The organism is Bifidobacterium sp. SO4 (assembly GCF_018555355.1).
Taxonomy (GTDB): Bacteria; Actinomycetota; Actinomycetes; order Actinomycetales; family Bifidobacteriaceae; genus Bifidobacterium; species Bifidobacterium miconisargentati.
In genome coordinates, this window is the sequence record NZ_JAFEJP010000013.1 from 12,282 (window position 1) to 32,234 (window position 19,953).

At 57.4% G+C, this 19,953-nt stretch carries 15 protein-coding genes; 2 read left to right on the plus strand and 13 right to left on the minus strand.

Annotation, left to right across the window (positions count from 1 at the left end; all coding sequences use genetic code 11):
* Positions 1 to 445: 445 nt before the first annotated feature.
* The 6 genes from JS536_RS08765 to JS536_RS11885 all read right to left on the minus strand — a co-directional run bounded on the left by JS536_RS08765 (position 446) and on the right by JS536_RS11885 (position 9,637).
* A complete protein-coding gene (locus JS536_RS08765) occupies positions 446 to 1,933 on the minus strand; it encodes a DUF2075 domain-containing protein (RefSeq protein WP_214356622.1) in 1,488 nt (495 codons plus the stop codon).
* A 210-nt stretch (positions 1,934 to 2,143) separates the two neighbouring features.
* On the minus strand, positions 2,144 to 2,416 hold the full coding sequence (locus tag JS536_RS08770; RefSeq protein WP_214356623.1) for a hypothetical protein: 273 nt from the start codon (positions 2,414 to 2,416) through the stop codon (positions 2,144 to 2,146).
* Positions 2,417 to 2,507: 91 nt separating this feature from the next.
* Complete coding sequence (locus tag JS536_RS08775) at positions 2,508 to 5,759, minus strand: DEAD/DEAH box helicase family protein (protein WP_214356624.1); 3,252 nt, start codon at positions 5,757 to 5,759, stop codon at positions 2,508 to 2,510.
* Between the two features lie 11 nt (positions 5,760 to 5,770).
* The gene (locus JS536_RS08780; RefSeq protein WP_214356625.1) at positions 5,771 to 7,762 is read right to left on the minus strand and encodes a site-specific DNA-methyltransferase; all 1,992 of its coding nucleotides are present in this window, start codon (positions 7,760 to 7,762) and stop codon (positions 5,771 to 5,773) included.
* A 44-nt stretch (positions 7,763 to 7,806) separates the two neighbouring features.
* Positions 7,807 to 9,000 carry an XRE family transcriptional regulator gene (locus JS536_RS08785; protein WP_214356626.1) on the minus strand — a complete coding sequence of 398 codons (1,194 nt, stop codon included), beginning with the start codon at positions 8,998 to 9,000 and terminating at the stop codon, positions 7,807 to 7,809.
* Positions 8,951 to 9,637 carry a hypothetical protein gene (locus tag JS536_RS11885; protein ID WP_240544337.1) on the minus strand — a complete coding sequence of 229 codons (687 nt, stop codon included), beginning with the start codon at positions 9,635 to 9,637 and terminating at the stop codon, positions 8,951 to 8,953. The genes JS536_RS08785 and JS536_RS11885 overlap by 50 nt, the downstream gene beginning before the upstream one ends.
* A gap of 98 nt (positions 9,638 to 9,735) precedes the next feature.
* Between JS536_RS11885 and JS536_RS08795 the strand changes: the two genes are divergently transcribed.
* Positions 9,736 to 9,879 carry a hypothetical protein gene (locus JS536_RS08795; protein ID WP_214356627.1) on the plus strand — a complete coding sequence of 48 codons (144 nt, stop codon included), beginning with the start codon at positions 9,736 to 9,738 and terminating at the stop codon, positions 9,877 to 9,879.
* Positions 9,880 to 9,930: 51 nt separating this feature from the next.
* Here the strand turns inward: JS536_RS08795 and JS536_RS08800 are convergent, their stop codons facing one another.
* From JS536_RS08800 to JS536_RS08830, 7 genes are all read right to left on the minus strand, one after another.
* Complete coding sequence (locus tag JS536_RS08800; RefSeq protein WP_214356628.1) at positions 9,931 to 10,641, minus strand: DUF4391 domain-containing protein; 711 nt, start codon at positions 10,639 to 10,641, stop codon at positions 9,931 to 9,933.
* Positions 10,638 to 14,798: a helicase-related protein gene (locus tag JS536_RS08805; RefSeq protein ID WP_214356629.1), complete on the minus strand. Its 4,161-nt coding sequence runs from the start codon at positions 14,796 to 14,798 to the stop codon at positions 10,638 to 10,640. The genes JS536_RS08800 and JS536_RS08805 overlap by 4 nt, the downstream gene beginning before the upstream one ends.
* Before the next feature lie 147 nt (positions 14,799 to 14,945).
* Positions 14,946 to 15,881, minus strand: coding sequence for a hypothetical protein (locus JS536_RS08810; protein WP_214356630.1), 936 nt, complete (start codon positions 15,879 to 15,881; stop codon positions 14,946 to 14,948).
* Between the two features lie 15 nt (positions 15,882 to 15,896).
* A complete protein-coding gene (locus JS536_RS08815) occupies positions 15,897 to 16,670 on the minus strand; it encodes a hypothetical protein (RefSeq protein ID WP_214356631.1) in 774 nt (257 codons plus the stop codon).
* Positions 16,639 to 16,788 carry a hypothetical protein gene (locus JS536_RS08820; protein WP_214356632.1) on the minus strand — a complete coding sequence of 50 codons (150 nt, stop codon included), beginning with the start codon at positions 16,786 to 16,788 and terminating at the stop codon, positions 16,639 to 16,641. Before JS536_RS08820 ends, JS536_RS08815 begins: the two co-directional genes overlap by 32 nt.
* Before the next feature lie 145 nt (positions 16,789 to 16,933).
* Positions 16,934 to 18,877: a hypothetical protein gene (locus JS536_RS08825; RefSeq protein WP_214356633.1), complete on the minus strand. Its 1,944-nt coding sequence runs from the start codon at positions 18,875 to 18,877 to the stop codon at positions 16,934 to 16,936.
* A complete protein-coding gene (locus JS536_RS08830; protein WP_240544338.1) occupies positions 18,867 to 19,541 on the minus strand; it encodes a hypothetical protein in 675 nt (224 codons plus the stop codon). The genes JS536_RS08825 and JS536_RS08830 overlap by 11 nt, the downstream gene beginning before the upstream one ends.
* A gap of 200 nt (positions 19,542 to 19,741) precedes the next feature.
* On the opposite strand from JS536_RS08830, the gene JS536_RS08835 reads away from it, so the two are divergent.
* On the plus strand, positions 19,742 to 19,927 hold the full coding sequence (locus tag JS536_RS08835) for a hypothetical protein (RefSeq protein WP_214356635.1): 186 nt from the start codon (positions 19,742 to 19,744) through the stop codon (positions 19,925 to 19,927).
* Positions 19,928 to 19,953 lie beyond the last annotated feature (26 nt).

Here is a 19,953-nt window from a genome sequence, read left to right on the forward strand (position 1 = left end):
CATCATGGGATGGTTCATTGCGGGATTCATCATCGCGTTCCTGGCGGTCAAGGCCATCAAGCTCGTGTTCTGGGTAATCGGCTTTATCGGAGGATTCATTGGTGGGCTGCTTGGAATCCGATGAAGTTATGTGCCTGACGGATGAATGTCCATTCAAGCAACCAGCAACCTTGTAATTTGTATAGCTCGAGTTGTCAAAATACCAGTATATTTGATGTAACAACGATTGAGGAGACGCGCGTACGGTTTGACTCCGCTTAACCAAAGGATTGACATAAATCCGATAAGTTGTATTGTTTTATACTTTTTGTCCGTACAATGTAAGGGAACATATTGTGTATTCCACGTCTTGTGTTAATGAAGTTGTTTTGTTGGCCTGTTATGCATAAACTGAGACGGTTTCATGCACAACAGGCCAACAAAAGCTTAATAGGGATAATTCGGTTTATATTTCAGGAATACCGATTGATCGAAGATATTTATAAGTGAGATCATAAAATTCGGGATTCCGTGTAATATCATTTTTATTACCTTTAGGAATGAAAATAACCATTCCCTGTCGTGCCCGTGTTAACAACACCCGATACGCATTTTTGAGATATCGACGATCTGTCTCCGAATTGATATTATTCCATGTGGATCCTTTGAATTGAAGATAATTCCACTGCGTGCCATCGAATCGAAAATCAGCATCCCATGCGACGATGGCATAATCGACCTCCAGCCCCTGCACGTCGAATTCTGTAGCACAGTCCTCCATCGCATAGCTCGAGCGGATATCCGTTTTGGGCTTGAGGAACCAGTTCACTACCGACTTATCGCTTTTGACAAAAATTCCCTCTGGTTTAAGACGTAAACCTCCACTACTGGCGAGAATGCCAAACCGCTCATTGCCTATGGATTGGTCTTTGACCCATCTTTTTGCCGAGTTAAGATCGCGTGTCAGAACTATGGGATATCTGTTTTTGATTCGGTTAAATTCGGATATGGCTGATTGCGGATCAACGTCAAGGATTGCTTTCATGAAAACGGCAAGACTTGGTGCCCTAAAAGATCGGAGATCTGTTGAAAGATGGAGGTCAGACACAATTGTGCAATCGAGATTGCCAATTACCTCATCCCAAGCTTTCCCTCGAAGATACTCATCATCGCGCAATCGATCGGAGGCATAGACCTTCCAGCGCGGGAAGGTTCGCTGCAATGCCGCGAACCATTCTGGAAGACCGGCTTCGCCATCGTGTATTTCTTGTCCGCCGCCAACTAAGCATATGATCACCGCCCAATCAGTATGTCTATCCATTGTCTGAATAAGGAATTCAGGCTCACTGTATTGAAAATCAGGAATATGTTTCTTTTGAGACATAAAATGCCTAATTTGGGTCAGCGTCCAAGCTCGCTGGGCTTCATCGAATATAACTACATGTTCTGTAGGCTGCTTGTCATTACCGACATAATCATCCCGATAATTGTGAATTTTCTGGATGAATGCTGTAGTGTCTCTTCTAGCGTCAGATATTTTAAGCTTAATTCCCTTTCCTTGTTCTTGGGAAACTTTATCCTGTGCAAGTGCTTCCATAAGAACATCCACTAACGGTCCGTTTCCTGAAAGATATGTTGCGCGTTCGCCGTTTCGGGAATTGGAGTGTTTTACTGCGATATTGAGGCCTACGAGCGTTTTTCCTGCTCCGGGGACACCCGTGACGAAGCAGATGGCTTTCTGGCCTGATTCCCTTGTCCTAGTGATGATGTTATCAATGGCATTGCTTGTAACGGACAGATTTGTTGCGCCTGCTCCATTGCGAGTGATCTCATGAACGTTATGGCCTTGATACAAGGCCTGTGCCGCTTCGACAATAGTCGGAGTCGGGTAATAGCGTGAGTTTTCCCATTGTGTGTAATTGAAATCGGATTCGTCTTTGTAGATAGATGCCACTTTGTTTATGTATTGTCCTAGATTATTAGCGTTACAAAGAATTGGGTTGAGGATCCGTCGTTTATCGGCTACCTCATTCTTTATTGGGTCAGCTTTTGTGGTAATCAGGATCGGAACAAGCAGTTTATCATGGCTTTCTTCTTGAAAATCTCGCAGATCCTTGGCATAACCGCATACCTGATCTATTGCTTCTGATGTATATTTCCTTGATCAGCATTTGAATTCCAAAATAAAGACGATATTCCTATATAAGAGAATTGCATCAGCCCTTTTGCCCATTCGTGGAATAACATATTCTAGAAGTATGCGACCATCGTCAAGATTCTTGAGTTCCCTCTGGAGGATTTCGATTTCTTCATTCCATGCATAGGCTTGTTCTGCGGTATCGCTAGTGGTCTTATTTTGATTAATGATTCCGAATATAGTTTGAGTATTTTCATTTAGAAAAACACTAAGATCTTGGGAATAGTAGCTATTCTTCATTGATTCTCCTTTGAATACTATTTATTTGCTACACGGTCTGGTGATCGTCTATGCGTTGCAAACCGATCACCAGACCATCATTGTTTTGTTATTACAGTGCTTTCACCTGGTCAAGAAGGGCCTTATAGGTAACGGCTTGTTGGTAGTGGACGTCGTCGCCGGCTAGGTGGAAGTCGTTGAACAGCTTCGAGGCGCAGGCTATCTTGCCTTTTTCCACATCTCGGAGTTCCAGCGAGTCCATTGTGCCTTTGGTCTCGGCCACGAAGAACAGGTGCTTGATGCCGTTGCCTTCACGGAAGGCGACGGCCCAGTCGGGGGCGTAGTTGCCTACCGGCGTGGGGATCTGGAAGCCGCGGGGGAGTTTCGCGTAGACGACGACCTCCTCGGCGGCGTCGAGATCCCTGGCGAAGCGGCGCTCCACGCTTTCCTTGGCCGTGCCGTCCGGGAACACCCAGTCCTGCACGCATTTGCGGGCGCGGTACGCCTGGGCTTCCTCGCGGACGTTCCCGCCCGCGGTGAAGATGCTGGCGTCGTATTTGCCCTCGATGCGGTCGTAACGGATGTGGTCCACGATCATGGTGGCCTTTTCGCCGACGATCAGCTTTGAGACCTTGGCGATGAACTGCTCCGGATTGTCCGCGAACATGCGGAACTTGGCTGGGCTGATCCGCTTGAGGATCTCCGCGGCGCAGCGTCGGGTGATCGAGGCTCCGCGCGCGATCTCTCCAAGCAGGTCGTAGGCGACGCCATTGGAGACGTTTACTTTCATCTCGTTGCCGCTGCTGGTGGATTCGCGCGAGAAATGCTCGCCGGCGGCCAGCTCGTTACGGTTGGCCTCCTGCTTCTGCAGGCCACGTGTGATCGTGTACGACAGTTTGGAGACGACCAGGTCCTTATCGATTCTCTCGACCGCCTTGCCGATCAGCTCGTCGTCATCGAAGTTGACGGTGTACGCGTACTTGTGGTTGATGCGCTTCCACAGCTCCTGGAACTCCTTGCGGTCCCAGTTCTCGTTGAGGGGATTGCTGAGCACCTTCTTCTTGAGCGCGTTGCCGATCAGTACCGAGGTCAGGCCTTCGAGGACGCTGTCGAGCGAGCATTGGATCGCGTCGATCTTCTCCGGTGAAACCACCTTGGCAAGATCCTGCCTCGTGGCGTCATCGAGATGGTTCTCCCGATACGTATCGGTCAACTTGTCGTTGAAGTCGACGAGATCATGCTTGACCAGCGTGACGTAGATCTTCCTGGACTCCTCCGCGGTGAACGTGACCGGTTCTTCGCCTTCATAGGACGGGCCAAGCTTCTTGGCAGGTACCGTGATCCGTGAGAAGAACGCATTGTCGATCTTGACCGGACGGTCACGCAGATCCTGGCTGATGTCCTTCTGCAGCGAATCGGTGAACGACGCATAGCTTTCCGAGGCGATTACGGTCAGCAGGTTGATCTCCTGCACCTGATCCGCACCCAGAGCATTCACATCCTGGCGCACACCGTCCTTGTTCACGCACAGACGCAGACCGCGACCGACTTCCTGACGTTTGCCGGTCTCGGAATCGGAGTGCTTGAGCGTGCAGATCTGGAACACGTTCGGATTATCCCAACCCTCACGCAACGCGGAATGGCTGAAGATGAACCGGGTCGGCTCATCGAAGCTCAGCAGCCGTTCCTTGTTCTTGAGGATCAGGTCATAGGCGTCCCTGTCGTCGCTTTCCTTCTCTTTGCCCTTCGTTTTCGAATCGATGCTGTGGCCGCTGCGCTTGTCGATGCTGAAATAGCCGTTGTGGGCGGCATGGGCATTGGTGTTGCGCAGCCAATCACGATATCCGCCGCCATCCACGTCCAGATGAGAGTCGAGCCATTCACGCACGCACGAGTCGTATTCCTCCTCGAACATGCGCGCGTACTCGCCGGGCTGCTCCTCGTTGTTGTCGTCGTACCACCGGTATTTGGCGACTTCGTCGATGAAGAACAGGCTCAGGCATTTGATGCCGTGCGAGAACAGCATGGCCTCCTTATCCAGGTGGCTCTTGATGGTCTCCCTGATCTGGATGCGGCGAAGGTCCTCTTCGGCACCGTCGTTGAGGATCTCTCCGCGCCGTAGCACGGTACCGTTGAGGAACCGCACGTAGCCGAGGCCGGTCTCGCTGAGCTGGTCTGGCACGATGCCGTCAGGCGCGATACGCCAATCGTCGCGGTACGCTTCCAACTCGCCGGACGCCGTGTATAGATCGTCGTTCACGTCGAAAGTAGCGGTCGTCTTGACCACGCTGCCTGCTGCGGACGTCTTCTTGTATTCGATGCGTGCCTGGGGCGCCCGGTTCGGCTTGACGATGATGTCTTGCAGGTACAGGTATCCGTCGGTGCCGCGCATGTTGTCCAGTTCAATGCCTTTGACCTCGATACGCTTGACCAGCCGCTGGTTATAGGCATCCAAAGCGTCTAGTGAATACACGAGATCATGCTTGACTTTGTGCGTGGCCGAATAGTTGAGCACGAACAATGGCTTGAACAGGCTGATGCCCTGCTGGGTTGCCTTGCCTCCCATCTTCTGCGGCTCGTCCATGATGATGATCGGACGCGTTGCGGCAATCACGTCAATCGGCCTTCGAGTGCCGAAATCATCGCGTTCGGAGAAGATGATGCGGGCATCCTTGCTGCGACCGTCCTCTTTCATGGACGTGTTGAATGCCTGCATGTTGATGACCATCACGTTGATGTCAGAGGATTGGGCGAACGTATCCAGTTCGTTCAAATTGGCCGAGTTGTATACGAACCATTTGATGTGCTTGCCATATCCCTCGCCGCTATCCGCGCCGGACGTATAGAAGTACTCGTCGGTCAGATCCAACGATTTCGCCACGCCCTCGCGGATGGCGATGGAGGGGACCACGATAATGAACTTCGACCAACCGTATCGGCGGTTGAGTTCGAGGATGGTCTTCGTGTACACGAACGTCTTGCCCGTGCCGGTCTCCATTTCCACATCCAGTTCCACGGCACCGTTTCCCTGGTACAGCTGGCTGGATGCGATCAGGTCCTGACGCTGCTGAACGGCCTGGATGTTATGCAGCAGCTGCTCGAGAGACAGTTCCAGGTCGCCATTGCGGTAGCCGGTGTCGTCAAGCTCGTCAGCGGATTGCAAGGTACCTTGCTTGGCTTGGGCCTGTCCCAGACCGAGCTCACCTTGTTCGGCCTCGGGTTTGAAGACGGGCTCCGGCTTCTTCCACACACCCACGTCTCGAATGTAGCTGACTTTATGCTGCATGGGCTGGCCCGCGAACACATCGCACACGGCGTTCGCCGCATCGGTCTGATATTGGTATCTCGAAAACTCGAATTTCATGCGATATCACCTCAGATGATGCGAATCTGCGTGGAACCCTGCTGGGCGTTCGCCGCCTGCTTGAAGATCTCCGCGAAGTTCGTCACGGTTTGACTGTTCTTCAAACCGGCCTCGGCGACCACCGCATACGAAGGCTTCGGATCCAGAGCAGCCATGCCACGCAATACCGACTCGGGAATCTCCGCATCAAAGCAGGCGACCAGCTGTCCGCCGTTGACGCTGTACACCGTATGACCGGCGAACGCGGGGAAGTCCAGCACTTCGATCGCGGAATCATACGGCAACTGGAACGTCGGGAAGCATTCGAACAGTTTGTCCAAGCCCTCGCGGTCCGACTTCGCCACGTCAATCAACTCATCCAGTGAGCCCTGAACCGTCTCCTCAGGAGTACGGCGCGCATCCTGATAGTTCGAGGAATCCACGCGCAGCACACGGAACCCGATATCTGGCACCTGCTTCGGCTTGGCGCCCAGCTCAAGCTGCTGATTCTGTTGCTCCACCTCAGCCTTGATCTTTTCGCCGGCGCGACGAATGCGTTCCTCTCCGATCTCACAAATCGTGTGATAACCAGCCTTCGCCGCCTCCGACTTTTCATCACAGACTTCAGGCAGCTGCACCATAATGAACTTGCGATTGCCGCCGTCCTCGGCGTTCAACTGCATCACCGCATCGGCAGTAGTCGCAGAACCTGAAAAGAAGTCCAAGATGAAGCAATCGGTACTTGCTCCTATTTCAGCGAAGCGCTTGACCAAAGCCGGCGGCTTCGGAAAACTCATAATATTCGAACCAAAAAGTTCCTTAATACGCTTCTTTCCATAATCATTATTGAATTCTGCATCCTGCTGAAGTGACTTAGCCATAGTCAAACCAGCTATTCCTTCATCCAAATAATCTTTGCGGAATACTCTCCATCCTTCTGACGATTCCCTGCCGATTAGATAACTCTTCTCGTTGTTGATCTTTTGCTTGGACCAAGTCCAGCAAGTTGGCGTACCGTCACCGGCAAGAGGAAGTCTTTTAATGCAGTATTCGTTGCTTTCCTGTGTGGACACTGCGCCTGTATTCGGATTGATCCAAAGAGGGAAGTAAAGATTAGGACGTGTAGTTGGATTAAAAGCTTGATTGCGGTTTCTAAGCCCGATTAAACGATACCGTCCTTTTTCATCCTCTTGGTCATACTCCGAAAGCATGCGCTCATCCTTTGCGATCAGACTAAGACAGTCGGGATTGTTGTAGTCCTTTACATAGATGACAACTGGTTCACACGTTTTTGCAATATATCTATCTAGGTTCCTACCGCGAGGATTTACTTGTACAGAAAGATCCGCTACAAAATTAGTATTTCCAAAAATTTCATCACAAATCTTTAAAAGATTATCGTGCTCATTATCATCGATGCTAATGAAAATTGATCCATCAGATGATAATAAATCCCGCGCAAGCAGTAAACGTGGATATATCATGCTGCACCAATCGGAATGGAAGCGACCGTTGGACTCGGGGTTGGATACAAGGCGGCCACCATCGCCATCATATGCGCCACTGTTCTCGGTATATTCAGCAGCACTTTGCGAGAAATCATCATGGTACACAAAATCATGTCCCGTGTTGTATGGCGGATCGATGTAGATCATCTTGATCTTGCCGGCGTAGGTTTCGCGCAGAATCTTCAACGCATCGAGGTTGTCGCCCTCGATATACAGGTTCTGGGTGTCATCCCAGTTCTTGCTGCGTTCCTTAATCGGGCGCAGCGTCTTGGCAATCGGACGGCGCGCTTCTTCCTTAGCGGCACGCTTACCCGGCCATGTGAACTGGTAGCGTTCGCGCATCCCCTCGGCCACGTCACCAAGCTGGTCGCGCAATGCGTCGAAATCAATCGCTCGCTTGACCTCACCGGTTTCCGGGTCTTGCACTTCGGTGCCCACATTCGGGAACAACGCGAGGATCTTCTCCACGTTTTCCTTCGTCAGGTCAGGCGTCACTGCCTCGATACGCTCTGGCATCCCTTTCCTCCTTTGTCGGTTCGGCTGCCGGTTGGTTATTCCGGTCAGCCTTCAAACTGATGGTTCACATGCAGCGTCAGCCGTGGCTTCCCCTGCATCAAGTCATAACCGGACAATCCGCCGCCGTTGGATACGGCGAGGATATTTCCGAAAGACAGATCATGGAGTTCCCGCACGGTCAGACCGGTTTCCTCGCTGATGGTGCGCGAGGAAATGCCTTTGCCGTGATTGGTTTGGACGACGAATGGGAACACTTTGGAACGTTCGGCGGCAATGCCATCCGGTTCGGCGGAACGGTATCCGCGCGCCGTCAGGGCCGAGCACGTCTGACGGTACTCCCAGTCGGAGAGCCGGCCCAGCTGGTGCGCACGACGGGCCATCGCCATTGCGGACACCTTAAAGTACCGTTTGCCTTTGATGATGTCGGCAATGCCGGCGTGCGACGGAATAACCGCCTTCACGCGCCGTTCCGGCATCAGCAGATTCGCGGCGAAGTCGTGCGCCTCCGATTCCACGTCACGATTGACGGCCCCTTCGGACAACGAGCCAGCATGCAACAGCAGGTGCCCAAGCTCGTGCGCGATATCGAACCGCACGCGTTCCGCTGTCTTCGAGGTGTCGACGGCCACATATGGTATCGCATCGAATACGAAACTGAATGCGTCCACTTCCTTGCCCACGGAAGGCAGGCTGAACAGGCGAACGCCATGTGCCTCGGCGAGACCGGTCATATCGGGAAGCGGGTTTTCCCCATACCCCCAATCACCTCGCAATGCTTCGGCCGCCTCGCGGGGGCTCCATGCCGTTCCGTCATCGGTCGGCAACGCACGGCCGGGGAGCCGGAAATGGCGATCGATCCAGTGGAAGAACAACAGGGCGTTTCTGCCATGGCCGACCGCCGATCTGCGTTGCCGGGCCGTGGACTTGCGCAGCGAACGGAACCATACCTGCTCCTCGCTGAGATCCTCGATTATGGGGGAGCCGGGCAGCACCGTGAAGAACGAGGGCATGACGTCCAGCGCGTTGCTCAACGCCGTCACCTGGGATGATGGGGCCCCGTCCTCCTCGTAGTTCGTGATGGTGCGCGAGGTCACTTGCAGAAGATCGGCCAACTGCACCTTGCTGAGTCCCGCGGTCTCACGAGCGCAGCGGATGCGTTCCGGATCAAGCGGCGGGCGGGGAGTGACGTCAGCGTGCGGAAATGGCGATGGCAGTGCCGTCACCCTCGTCGCGCTCATCTTCTCGAACCTCCACGATCTGATCGTTCGAACCAATCTCGCCAAGCACGATGCGCTTGTCCCAACCCAAAATTTTACCGTCATCGCTCACGCCTGTGGGCAGCGACACCTCCAGGCTGACAGCCTCATTGGCCGTATCGCGGTGGAACAGCAGCAGCCACAATGTTTGCGGTCGCTCTTCGACCGCTTCGGACAGTTCCGGGAACTCCAACTGCTGTGGATCGCAGTTCATGTTTTGCCGTAACTCCAGTAGCGTGAAAGTCCCGAGCGGCTTCCTTGGGCGGGGAGATCCGGTGATGTGCCCAGTCGCCGCAGTTCCCTGTGCGAATGCCAAAGCCAGCCCATCCGATCGGTGGGCCCTCGGCGAGGTATGGTTGTCGTCATCCCGGTTGGCGCTCCAATCATCAAGGGTATCCACCTCGGCGCGAACATCTTCCACGAGCAGATGGTAGAAATGCGATCCTGCCGCGCTGAGCTGTGAGTGCAAATCGTCCGTTTCACGGGCGCTGCGCAACGCCGCCAATGCCGCGTTTCTCAACACCTGTGCGGAAAAACCGAAAATACGTTCAAACTCCTTATCCGCGGATTCCTCGGTGAATACGCGGCCATTATCGGCAAAATCGGGTTGAATGGACATGTTGCCGCTCTCTATCTTTTGTCTGAAACCGGAAAAACAATGTTATCCTATCACAGGATAGGCAAGGTATAGGTCCACTCGCGTGAAAGGAGGTGGATATGGCAGTGAGAAGCGCATCGCAGAAGCAACGGGCCCGCAGCGGGGCCGGCAAGGGACGTTACAAGTCCGCGATCACCGGTCGTTTCGTGACAAGCCGTTATGGCAAACGTCATCCGAGAACTACCTACAAGCTCGGTGACTAACCCACAGGGTCTCGGTATCGTCCAAGTGGCGATGCCGAGACCCTGATTCGATCAAATGCCGGTTTCCAGCTCCTTGAGCTCCAGGCGGGCCTGCCGCAGCTGGTTCCACAGGGTGTTGCGCTTGGCTATCTGCCGGGCTTTGGCATGGGCCTTGGTCAGACGGTCGATCTCCTTGGTGAGGGCCTTGATCCGGTTGTCGACCGCGATGCGGTGATCGACCTGTTCGGGGTTCGCGTCGTCGAGGATGACCTGGGCGCAGATCGCGTCCCATGCATGATCGAGGTCATGCTCGTCCAGACGGACCGACTCCTGCGTGAAGTTCACGTTCTCGACCGTGTAGACATGGCCTTCCATGAGGCCCTGGGCGACGTTGGCGTTGCGGAACACGGCGAGCGTGCATTCGCCCTCATAGGTACACATGAAGAGGATGCGGGTCTTGTAGCCGGTCTGCTCGCCGTAGAACCGGGCGATGTGTTCCATGACCTGGATCGGCGGCTTGTCGGTCTTGGTCTCGATGCCGAGCACGAAGATGTTGTTCACGGCCTTCCCGGCGGGGATCCCGGTGGAGCGTTCGTTGACCTGGGCGAGCATGACGAACGATTCCGCTTCGGACACGAACCGTCGTCGCAGGGCGGCGGGCACGTCCATGTTCCGGTAGAAGCCCTCCTTGGGAAGGTGTCCGCGGCCGGCCGGCACCGCGGTGGTGCTGGGCAGGCCCATGTCGGTCGCGGAGATGGGGCCGCAGTGTTCGATGCCGCTCATCGCGGATCCTTTCCGGTCTTCCGGGGCAGGATCACGAGGAAGCAGATGAGTTCGAAATCGTCGAGGCCCTGGATGGTGGGGGCCAGGAAGTCGGCCATGCCGGTGGCGAGGAACCCGTCCGCCGCGGACTGCGAGTCCGTCTGGACGATGCCCGAGACCGCTTCCTGCAGCAGTCGGGATGCGCGGCTCATGTCCTTGCCGTTCCTCGTCATCCTGTTGTATGTCCGGCATGCCTTGTCGTCCGGTTCGGTCCGTCCCTTGCATAGCATGCGCATGAGGTCGAGGCACGCCTTGGGCTCCAGGTGACCGTGGCGGATGGTGCCGTCGCTGCCCACGTGGACGAGGTAGTACGGGTGGAGATGGTTGCGGCCGCTGGTGTTGACGCCCTCATTCACGTTCTTCAGCACGAACATGATGCCGGGCTCGTCGCCTTCGACCACCGCATCGATGCCGTCGGGCGTGCGTTCGATGTCCGGGTTCTGGCGGTGGTATTCGACCAGGTCCATGCGGAATTCGTTCAAACCGAGGTCGGTGATGCTGATGCCGCCCTCCACGTCCTCCAGGTCGGGGATCTCCGTCTGCATCTGCCTGAGCTGGCGGGTCCGGTAGGCGAGGTCGCCCTGCTCGTTCTCGTTGATGTAGTCGTCGTCACCGGTGGAGGTGAGCACGGTCAGGCGCATGCGGGCCTCGACGCGGTCCTTGAGCTTCAGGTACTTGTCGAGGTCCACGTCCGGCCAGTAGTTGACCAGCTGGATGTACCTGTTCCGGGAGCCGATGCGGTCGACACGGCCGAACCGCTGCACGATGCGCACGGGGTTCCAGTGGATGTCGTAGTCGACCATCATGTCGCAGTCCTGCAGGTTCTGGCCTTCGGAGATGCAGTCGGTGGCGATCAGGATGTCGATGTCCTGGCCCTGCAGCCCGGGGGCGGTCTGCTCGCGTTCCTTGGAAATGGGGGAGAAGCAGGCGAGGATGTCGCCCATGTCGCCGCCGACCTTCTTCAGCGTGCAGCGGCCGGGCCGGGCTCCGGTCACCTCCGCCGTCTCGAGCCCCAAGGTCCTCGCATAGGCGGCGACATGCTCGTACAGGTAGTCGGCGGTGTCCGCGAACGCGGTGAACACCAGCAGCTTGCGGTTGCCCGGGTTGATGGGATGATCGACCTTCTCGCGGATCGTGCGGTACAGCTGCTGGAGCTTGGCGTCATGGTCGGCGTCGATCCCGTTGATCATCGACAGGAGTCCCTCGATGACGGTGATGTCCGCCTGGATGTAGCGGCGCCAGTCCTTCCAGTTCATGTCCGACAGGGCGAACCGGTTCTTGCCCTGCGTGGTGAACTCCATCTGCTCGTCGTCGTCCTGGTCAAGGTCGAATCCCCGGTCGAAGCTGTCGGCGTCGATGTCCTTGAACATGCTCAGGTCGCGATGCTCGCCGCGGTACTTCTCGTACCGGTCGATCACCTCGACCGTGTCCTTCATGTAGCCGAGCACGCGCTCCAGTGTGAGACGGAACGAGTGCACGCTGCTCTCGAACCGCTTGAGCAGGTTCGTGGCCATGAGCTTGCGTACGCCGGTCTCGCGGCCGCCCGTGGTCAGGCTTTCGTCCTCGCCCTCGAAGTACTTCGACTTGCGGGATTCGAGCACGAATTCGGACGGCATGTAGAGGGCCAGCGAGAGCTTGTCCAATTCGTCGTAGATCTGGTCGTAGGCGACCGCGTCCGGGTCGGTGGACAGCTTCGGCCTGACGCTGACCGGCTTCATGCGTTCGGGGAACCGGCCGATCGCGTTCATGTCGTAGTAGCGTTGGATGTGCTTGCGGCTGCGGGCGACCGTCACCTGGTCGAGCACCTTGAAGAAGTCGAAGTCGAGCCGGTCCATGAGGTTGGCCGTGGTGCGTTCCTCCGGGTCGAGCTTCGACCATGCCGAGTACGCCTTCTGCGCGTTGCGGAACACGTTGTCGATGTCCGTGGACAGGCCGAGCTTGGCGGTCCAGTCGTCGTCGTTGCCCTCATACGCCAGGGCGAGCTGGTTCTCCAGGTCGCGGAACCGGTTGTTGACCGGCGTCGCGGACAGCATCAGCACCTTCGTGCGCACGCCGGAATGGATGACCTTGTCCAGGAGCTTCCTGTACCGGTTCTCGTTGCTGTCGGTCTTGACGGCGGAATCGGTGCCGTTGCGGAAGTTGTGCGACTCGTCGATCACTACGAGGTCGTAGCCGCCCCAGTTGATGCGGTCGACCGGGATGTTCATGATCGTGTCGCCCCTGGTGCGGCTCAGGTCCGTGTGATACAGCACGTCATAGCGCAGACGGTCCTCGGCGATCGGGTTGTTCGTGGCGTTCGAACGGTATGTGACCCAGTTGTCCTTGAGCTTCTTCGGGCACAGCACCAGCACGTTGCGGTTGCGCGACTCGAAGTATTTGATCACCGCCAGCGCGGTGAACGTCTTGCCCAGACCGACCGAGTCAGCCAGGATGCAGCCGTTGTACGTCTCCAGCTTGTTGATGATCGACAGGGCCGCGTCCTTCTGGAAGTCGTACAGCATGTTCCAGATCCGGCTCTCCTTGAACCCGGTGCCTTCCTTGGCGAGCTGGTCCTCGTCCACGTCCTCCAGGAATTCGCTGAAGATGCGGTACAGGGCCTTGTAGTACACCAGTTCCGGAGGGTTCTCCCGGTACATGCGCTCGATGCCGTCGATCACCGCCTCCGTGACGTCATGCACCTGCCGGCCGTTCCATACCTGGTCGAACGTGGCCAGCAGGCCGCGCGTCTGGTTGGTATCCTGCTTCATCACGAAGGACGTGTACGGTGAGGAGGCCGCATGTCTGGTCACGCCCAACTGGGTGGTGGAGAACTCGTCGAAGGGCAGGTATCCGGTCGAGTCGCCGTCCTTCCGTTCGACGGCGAGGAATCGGGGGAATCCGGTCTCCTCGTCGAACGACATGAACCGGACGCCCTTGCGCCGGATCCAGTCCACGCATTCCAATGCGACGGCCTTCTGCGTCAGCTCGTTGCGCAGGCGGATCTCCAGGTTCGTGCCGTACAGGCTCTGCTCTCGTCCTATCCTGGGAATGTAAAATTCGCGGCGTTCCTTGGGCGTGCGGTCCTTCGTGAAGGCCTTCGAAGTGAACAGGAACCGGAACGAATCCACCTGTTCGAGCTGTTCGCTCAACTCGCGGTACGCGTACATCGAGAACAGTGACGCCGCCACCGATACGCGGCTGCCGGAACGGATCGCGCGCACCAGGTCGTCCTTCACCAGCGAGGTCCGGTTGTCGATCATGCCGTAGGCGTCCATGCGCTGCGTTCCTCCACTATCCTTGTTGTCGTGTTCCTTCATGGTATCCGTGCCGGAATCCCGCGCCGCGCCCGCGGCGTCCTGTATCGCGGCCGGTTCCGTCGCCGGGCGATCCTGCTCGTTCTGTTCGACCACGATGAAGTGGTTCCGGGCCTGGCCCTGGGAAAAGGCGATGGAGGCCTGGGCCTCCTCCCCGTCGGACAGGGTGAGCGGATAGAAATGCGGCGAACACGGATCGTCCTCCATGCTGAGGCGATCCATCACGGCCCGTTCCGTCGGGGTCAGCGCATCCTTGTATTCGACGTGGCCGTCGGTGTGAGCGCGCACGCTGACGGAATCGTCCTGGATCAAGGTCACAATGCCGGGGCGCGGCATGAAATCGACCATACGGTGGGCCACCACCGGCCGTGATGCGCGCATCACCCTTGACCGGCTTTTCCTGCCAAAGTCGAATACACGGGTCGCGTTGGCCGCGTTGGCCGGTTCGCCATGGAGCACGGACTCCACGTAGGAGTCCGGCAACAGGACCAGGGAGGCGAAACGGTTGCAGGAAGCCTCCTCGAACCGTTTGCTCTCGGCCGGATCGGCAATGAGCTCAAGCGTGCGGGCCAGATCGTCATCGGTTTGCTGCAGATAGTGGCCGATCTCATGCATCAAGGTGAAATTGCGGCGGACCGTGTAATCGTCCGGCTTGAACTGCACCTGAATGTGACTTCGTTCTCCGTCCTCGATGGTGAGGCTGAACAATCCCAGCAGATCGTTCTCGGTATCGTCGTCCACCGTGGCATAGTCGTCGTCGATCCTGTCACTGTCCACGATCGAATCGACGTACGTAATCTCGACGTCGTCCTTCCACTGTTCCACGACGATTCCGAGGTCGGTTCCGGCCGGCGGCGGGAACCCCGGATGCCGGGATGAGGCCAGGGCGAGCATGGCTCGCGCCTGGCTATCGACCCTATGACGGTATTGAAGGAGATCTTCCATCGTTCTGTCGCAGCACGCCGCCCGATGTCAGTCCCGTGGATCGGCCAGCACCGTCGCGGCGGCCTTGTGCAAGGCGCCCCTGAGCGCCTCCACGCCATGGCCGTTGACCCTGGCGGCCAGTTCGAACTGGGCCTTGTACGCCAGCCGTTCACGCGGATCCCCGGTCACGCCGCTCGCGGCCAGGGCGTTCGCGGCCGCGCGCCAGCGGGGCTGTTCGACCTCGACCAGATAATCGTCGTCGACCTGCGGACGGTTGTACGGGGACTCCGGGAAGCCCGCGGCGGCCATCCTGCTCTGCTGCTCGTCGGTCAGCGCCTTGCCGCGGCTCACCGCGATGCGCTGTCCGGGCGTCAAGTGAAGCACGTTCTTCAGCGCATCGGCGTAGGCCGCCAGTTCGTCGCCGGAATGCTCGGCAGCCGTCCGGTCGGCGTGCAACTTCGGCAGGTCGGCGCACAGTTTATGCCATGATTCCAGGCTGTGTTCGATCTCATGGATTTCCTGTTCCGCGGATTCCATGGGATCGTCAGGGGCCGTGGCACGATTGATGCCGAGCTTCTCATCGGCATGGTCGGCGGCAAGGGCCTCGGTCGTTTGGGGATTGAATTCGTCCAACGGTTTGAACAGTACGCGAACGGGGATGCTGGTCGCCAGTGCGGGCCATGCGACCATGGGCATGCCCAGGGGAGTGCGATCGACGATCAACGAGCCGTCGGTGCGTTCCGCGGTGTTGTTGCTCAGCGGGATGACTGTGATGGTGCGTGGGTCCTCGCCGTCCACGGCGGTGATCAGCACATACTGGGCTTCTCCCTTCGTCTTAGCCATCCACAGCTGTCCTGCGGCCACCGGCATGGCAAGCCGACGCGCAATGTATTCCGGATCCTCCATGTTGATGACTTCGGCCGGGATCGCGGACGCGGGAAAATCGAAGGAGCGTTTCTCCGCTCCGGAAGTGTGTTCTACCATGATTCACCTCCGCGTTCATCGGTAGATAAAGTCGTTTTCGGCGTAATTGCCGTCGTTATAGGCCATGTTCTCGAAATTCAATTCGTAGGTGACCGAGGGTATGGCATCGGACCCGTCCCGAACCATGTAGGGATGCAGGCCGATGATGAGCCGTGTCAGCACGTTGATCTCCACGGATCCCTTTGCCTTGAGCAGGATATCGTGCAGGCAATCGACGATCTGTCGCCGTGGAAGCGGCGGCCGGTTCTTCCTCTCCCTGCGTCGGACCTTGTCATATTCGACGTCGGCCGGCCATTTGATCCGGTTCCTGTGCCGGAAGGCTGTCGGACGGAGCTCGTCCTCCGAGAGAGCCGTGCCGGCCGAAGTACATTCCAGCAGATGCCAGCAATTGTTTGTCGGCTCCTTGACGAAACGTATGTCCGTGGATTCCTCCATGTCCTTTTCGAGGACACGCCTGGTCTTGCCGAATTCGGTCCGGTCGAACAAGTCGGCCAGCCAATGCTTCGCCTCGCCGATGACAAGCTCTTCGAACTCCTCGTTCGTCTCGCAGGACTGCATGAACTTGATGAGCTTCGGGTTCCTGCAGTTTTTGTCATATTCCAGCGAATCGATGGGCTCTCTGGTGTTGGTGAAGATGAACTTCATGGCCCATGCGTCCGCGTCGCCACCATATGCGCCGGTGAGGGCGGGATACCTGTCCAGGACCCCCGAGAAGTAGTTGTTCAGAAGAGAATACAGCTGATGGTATTTCCCCTGTTCAAAAGCTTCTTTGCTGTACTTTGTCGTCATAGTCCCTCCTGTCGGACGGAAACAAATCCAGTCTACCGTCCGGACGCTCATGGGCTATGTATTGTCCCACATGCTTTTCGGCGGTGGCGTGCGGCACTGCGATGGTGAAGATGTTCATGGTGGCTTCCTTTCCTGCCGTCTTTCCGGCGGCATGTGTCCGGTTGACGGGGCGGCGTTTCCTGCCCCGCCATATTCGTCACTGATGTCAACCGGACAATCTTCGGCATCCACCCGATCAGCCGTGGATTCGGCCGCTCATGGCATCACGCCAACGGGTCGGAATGCCACCGGACGGCCACGAATCGTGCCTTGGCTTCCAACGACGGTCCGGCATGCCCCGTGCCTTCCAACACCAGATATGGGCTGTGGTCGGCGGGATACAACGAGGGATTCGAGCTCCGGGAATTATCGTCGCCGAATACATGCCGGTCAAGGAAGACGCGGGTCCGCTTCCAATGGTTCCGTCGTTTCTCATCCTTGGCAATGAGGTTTCGCGTCTTCTCGTCTATCTCGAAGTGCTCATTCGACTGGTTCTTCTCGAGGTATCCGCCGTTGTATTGCGGCAGCGGCACCGTTCCGCTGTCACGCAGGAAGGTGACGTTCCGTTTGCTGACGACGATCTTGTTTTCCCCGGACTTCAGGTGATAGGCGGGGATTCCGTTGTGGCATCGCATCCACACCACGAGTCCATGGAACACCGGCAGCGATAGCGCCAGCGACAGCACGGCGCAGACGATGGACAGCACCAGCGCTGGAACGGCGAAGCCATCGAACATCGCGGTGACACCCACCAGCATGCAGGACAGTGAGGTGACCAGCAGATTCGCGGAGATCAGGATGTTCGGATACCTGGTCAGGTCCTGCGATACGGAATGGTCGAAGGAGTTGATGCGTCGGGCCACCCATAGGGTGAACAGCAATGCGAGAATGTCCGCGACGCTGCCGAGCTTATCGGGTATCGCTTCGATTATCTTCGGATCGTTGATTACGACGATATTGGCTATGCAGCCGATGAGCAGCAGCAGGGACCATGCGCAGTTCGCCAGGATGGCAGGCAGTTTGTTCAGCAATGTCAGGTGCAAGTGAAGGGACGGTAGCAAGTCGCGTTTCCCTGCGCTGATATGCACTCTGCCGGCGGCGACGCTGGAACGGATGCGAGGGCGTCGTTCGCCGTGCAGATTCCATTCGGCAAGCGCGATGCTGCCGCCGCCGATCGGATTGATCTCGATATGCGTGGATTGCGCCGCATCGGTCTGGAACGACAGGTCCAGCTGTTCCGAGGACGGCAGCATGTACCGGTCCCACGCGGACTCCTGATAGCTGCTGTCGAACGACAGCTTGACGAGGCATCTGCCGTTCACCTGATCCTCGGGGATGAGCGCGACGCACACGTAGCTTTCGCACAGACTGGAGAGCAGCAGCAGGTATGTCGTCAGCGCATCGGTCCGTTCCGGCACGGGTGCGTCGGCAACATAGTCTTCCAAGGCATGTAGCAGGGTCTCGGCGGATCGGGTCTGCGACCGGTACTTATCGTCCGCTCCCGTGTGCACAGGACCGTGCTCGGAGCCGACGGTCCTGTCGATGGCACCCGTCGCGGATGACGGGTAGAGCCTGCCTAATATGTCCCTGATCCTGCGCCTGCGGCTCCCGTTGATATCATCCACGTCCACCGGGCTGCAGACGATGCCGGTATGGGCGGCTTGGACGCTGAAGGACGCATCCCCATCAGGCCACTGACGCGCCAACGTTTTACATAGTTCCAGCAGCCGATCATGGTCTTCGACCTGCTCGAAGCAGTAGTCGAGCGCCGCGACGGCTATGTCCTTGTTGTCATCCAGCCTCAGCAAGGGAACAGGATCTCCGCCGGCCACGCTTACATCGGCGTGGATCAGATCGCCCTTGCCCAGGAACGTGAGCGGCACCGCCACCAAGGTTCCATCGGTCTCGTTCTCGCGCCATGGCAGCCGCATGGACCGGGGCACTAGGAAGTCGAAGCTGATGCTCCGTCGCGTAGTCCCCTGCTCGGTGAACGTCACGGTTTCCACGCGACGTTCGATCCACGTGTCCTGGCCGAGCAACAGCATGGCGCACTTCCAACGGAACGCGTCGTCCTGCTCGTCCCAGGGGCTTCCGAGTATGTCCCTCGAACTTATGCCGACGTTCTGCACGTTCTGCACGTTCTGCACGTTCTGCACGTTACCGGTCATCGTCCGCTCCCTCCTCCTTCGTACGGCCTTCTTCCGGCCACTGGTCGAACCAGGAAAGCAGCCGGTCGACCGACTCGTCGCTCCAGTCGTACAGCCGAGGTCCCTTGCATTCGCGGTTGTACGGCTGGTCGAACACGACGACATGCTGGCCTACCGCGCGCAGCGTCTCGATGTTGGCGGGGGAATCGTCGATGCATACGGTCGCCTGCATGCTGTCCTTCAACCCGGTGAAACACAACGACATATACGGGATATGCTGCTCATCCAACCATTCCGCGGTGTCCGCGACGACCATGCGATGCTGTCCGGAGACGAACAAACGATGGGTGACGATGCGGATGTACACATGCTCGTCGGCCAACCGCTGCAAGGCGTGGGTCACGCCGTCGATCGGCTTCATCGTGGCGTACAGGTGCTCGCTTTCCGCGGCCTTGTGCGCCTCGATGTAGTCATCGAGCGTATCGAACGGCCATCCGGATTCCCGGGTGAGCTCATACCGGTCGTTCGACGGTACCGTCGACGCGTCCATCAGACCGTGACGGACCAGATAGTCGCGCAGCGCCCCCTTGTAGTCGGCGCATACGCCGTCCAGATCGAGGTTGAGCACCCGGTATCCGGTCAATCCGACCCGCTGGCTCCTGTACTGTTCCGGGATCATTCCCAACTCCTTCGTCCTGTATGCGATCTCAATGCCAATGTACTCGCCCCGACCCATCGGCGACGGGATTATGAGTTGTCCGGTTGTTGGGGATAGGTCGCCGGAAAGGGGTTCGGAAATGCCGGACCGTGGCGGCGTGGAAAACCGAGAGACGGTTCCGAGAGTCGGGACCGCGTGAATGGAGGTTAGAGGAAATGTTCGAGTTCATGATGCTTGTGGGAATCGTGCTGGGCGTGCTGCTGCTGCCGTTCATCCTGTTCGGCGTGTTCCTGAACACGCCCGTGGGCCAGGTGGTCTCCGGGGTCATCGACTGGGGTCTGGACCATCTGGTGCTGTTCCTGGTCATCGTCGGCGTGCTCGCGCTGATCAACCTGTTCTTCGGGGAGAAATGATCATGGCGGCGTGGCCCGGGGCATGC

What these genes read in the sequence shown, in the direction of transcription:
- JS536_RS08770 (WP_214356623.1), bottom strand. Translation starts at nt 2,416, where the DNA reads ATGAAGAATAGCTACTATTCCCAAGATCTTAGTGTTTTTCTAAATGAA.
- JS536_RS08775 (WP_214356624.1), bottom strand. Translation starts at nt 5,759, where the DNA reads ATGAAATTCGAGTTTTCGAGATACCAATATCAGACCGATGCGGCGAAC.
- JS536_RS08780 (WP_214356625.1), bottom strand. Translation starts at nt 7,762, where the DNA reads ATGCCAGAGCGTATCGAGGCAGTGACGCCTGACCTGACGAAGGAAAAC.
- JS536_RS08785 (WP_214356626.1), bottom strand. Translation starts at nt 9,000, where the DNA reads ATGAGCGCGACGAGGGTGACGGCACTGCCATCGCCATTTCCGCACGCT.
- JS536_RS11885 (WP_240544337.1), bottom strand. Translation starts at nt 9,637, where the DNA reads ATGTCCATTCAACCCGATTTTGCCGATAATGGCCGCGTATTCACCGAG.
- JS536_RS08795 (WP_214356627.1), top strand. Translation starts at nt 9,736, where the DNA reads ATGGCAGTGAGAAGCGCATCGCAGAAGCAACGGGCCCGCAGCGGGGCC.
- JS536_RS08800 (WP_214356628.1), bottom strand. Translation starts at nt 10,641, where the DNA reads ATGAGCGGCATCGAACACTGCGGCCCCATCTCCGCGACCGACATGGGC.
- JS536_RS08810 (WP_214356630.1), bottom strand. Translation starts at nt 15,881, where the DNA reads ATGGTAGAACACACTTCCGGAGCGGAGAAACGCTCCTTCGATTTTCCC.
- JS536_RS08815 (WP_214356631.1), bottom strand. Translation starts at nt 16,670, where the DNA reads ATGACGACAAAGTACAGCAAAGAAGCTTTTGAACAGGGGAAATACCAT.
- JS536_RS08820 (WP_214356632.1), bottom strand. Translation starts at nt 16,788, where the DNA reads ATGAACATCTTCACCATCGCAGTGCCGCACGCCACCGCCGAAAAGCAT.
- JS536_RS08825 (WP_214356633.1), bottom strand. Translation starts at nt 18,877, where the DNA reads ATGACCGGTAACGTGCAGAACGTGCAGAACGTGCAGAACGTGCAGAAC.
- JS536_RS08835 (WP_214356635.1), top strand. Translation starts at nt 19,742, where the DNA reads ATGATGCTTGTGGGAATCGTGCTGGGCGTGCTGCTGCTGCCGTTCATC.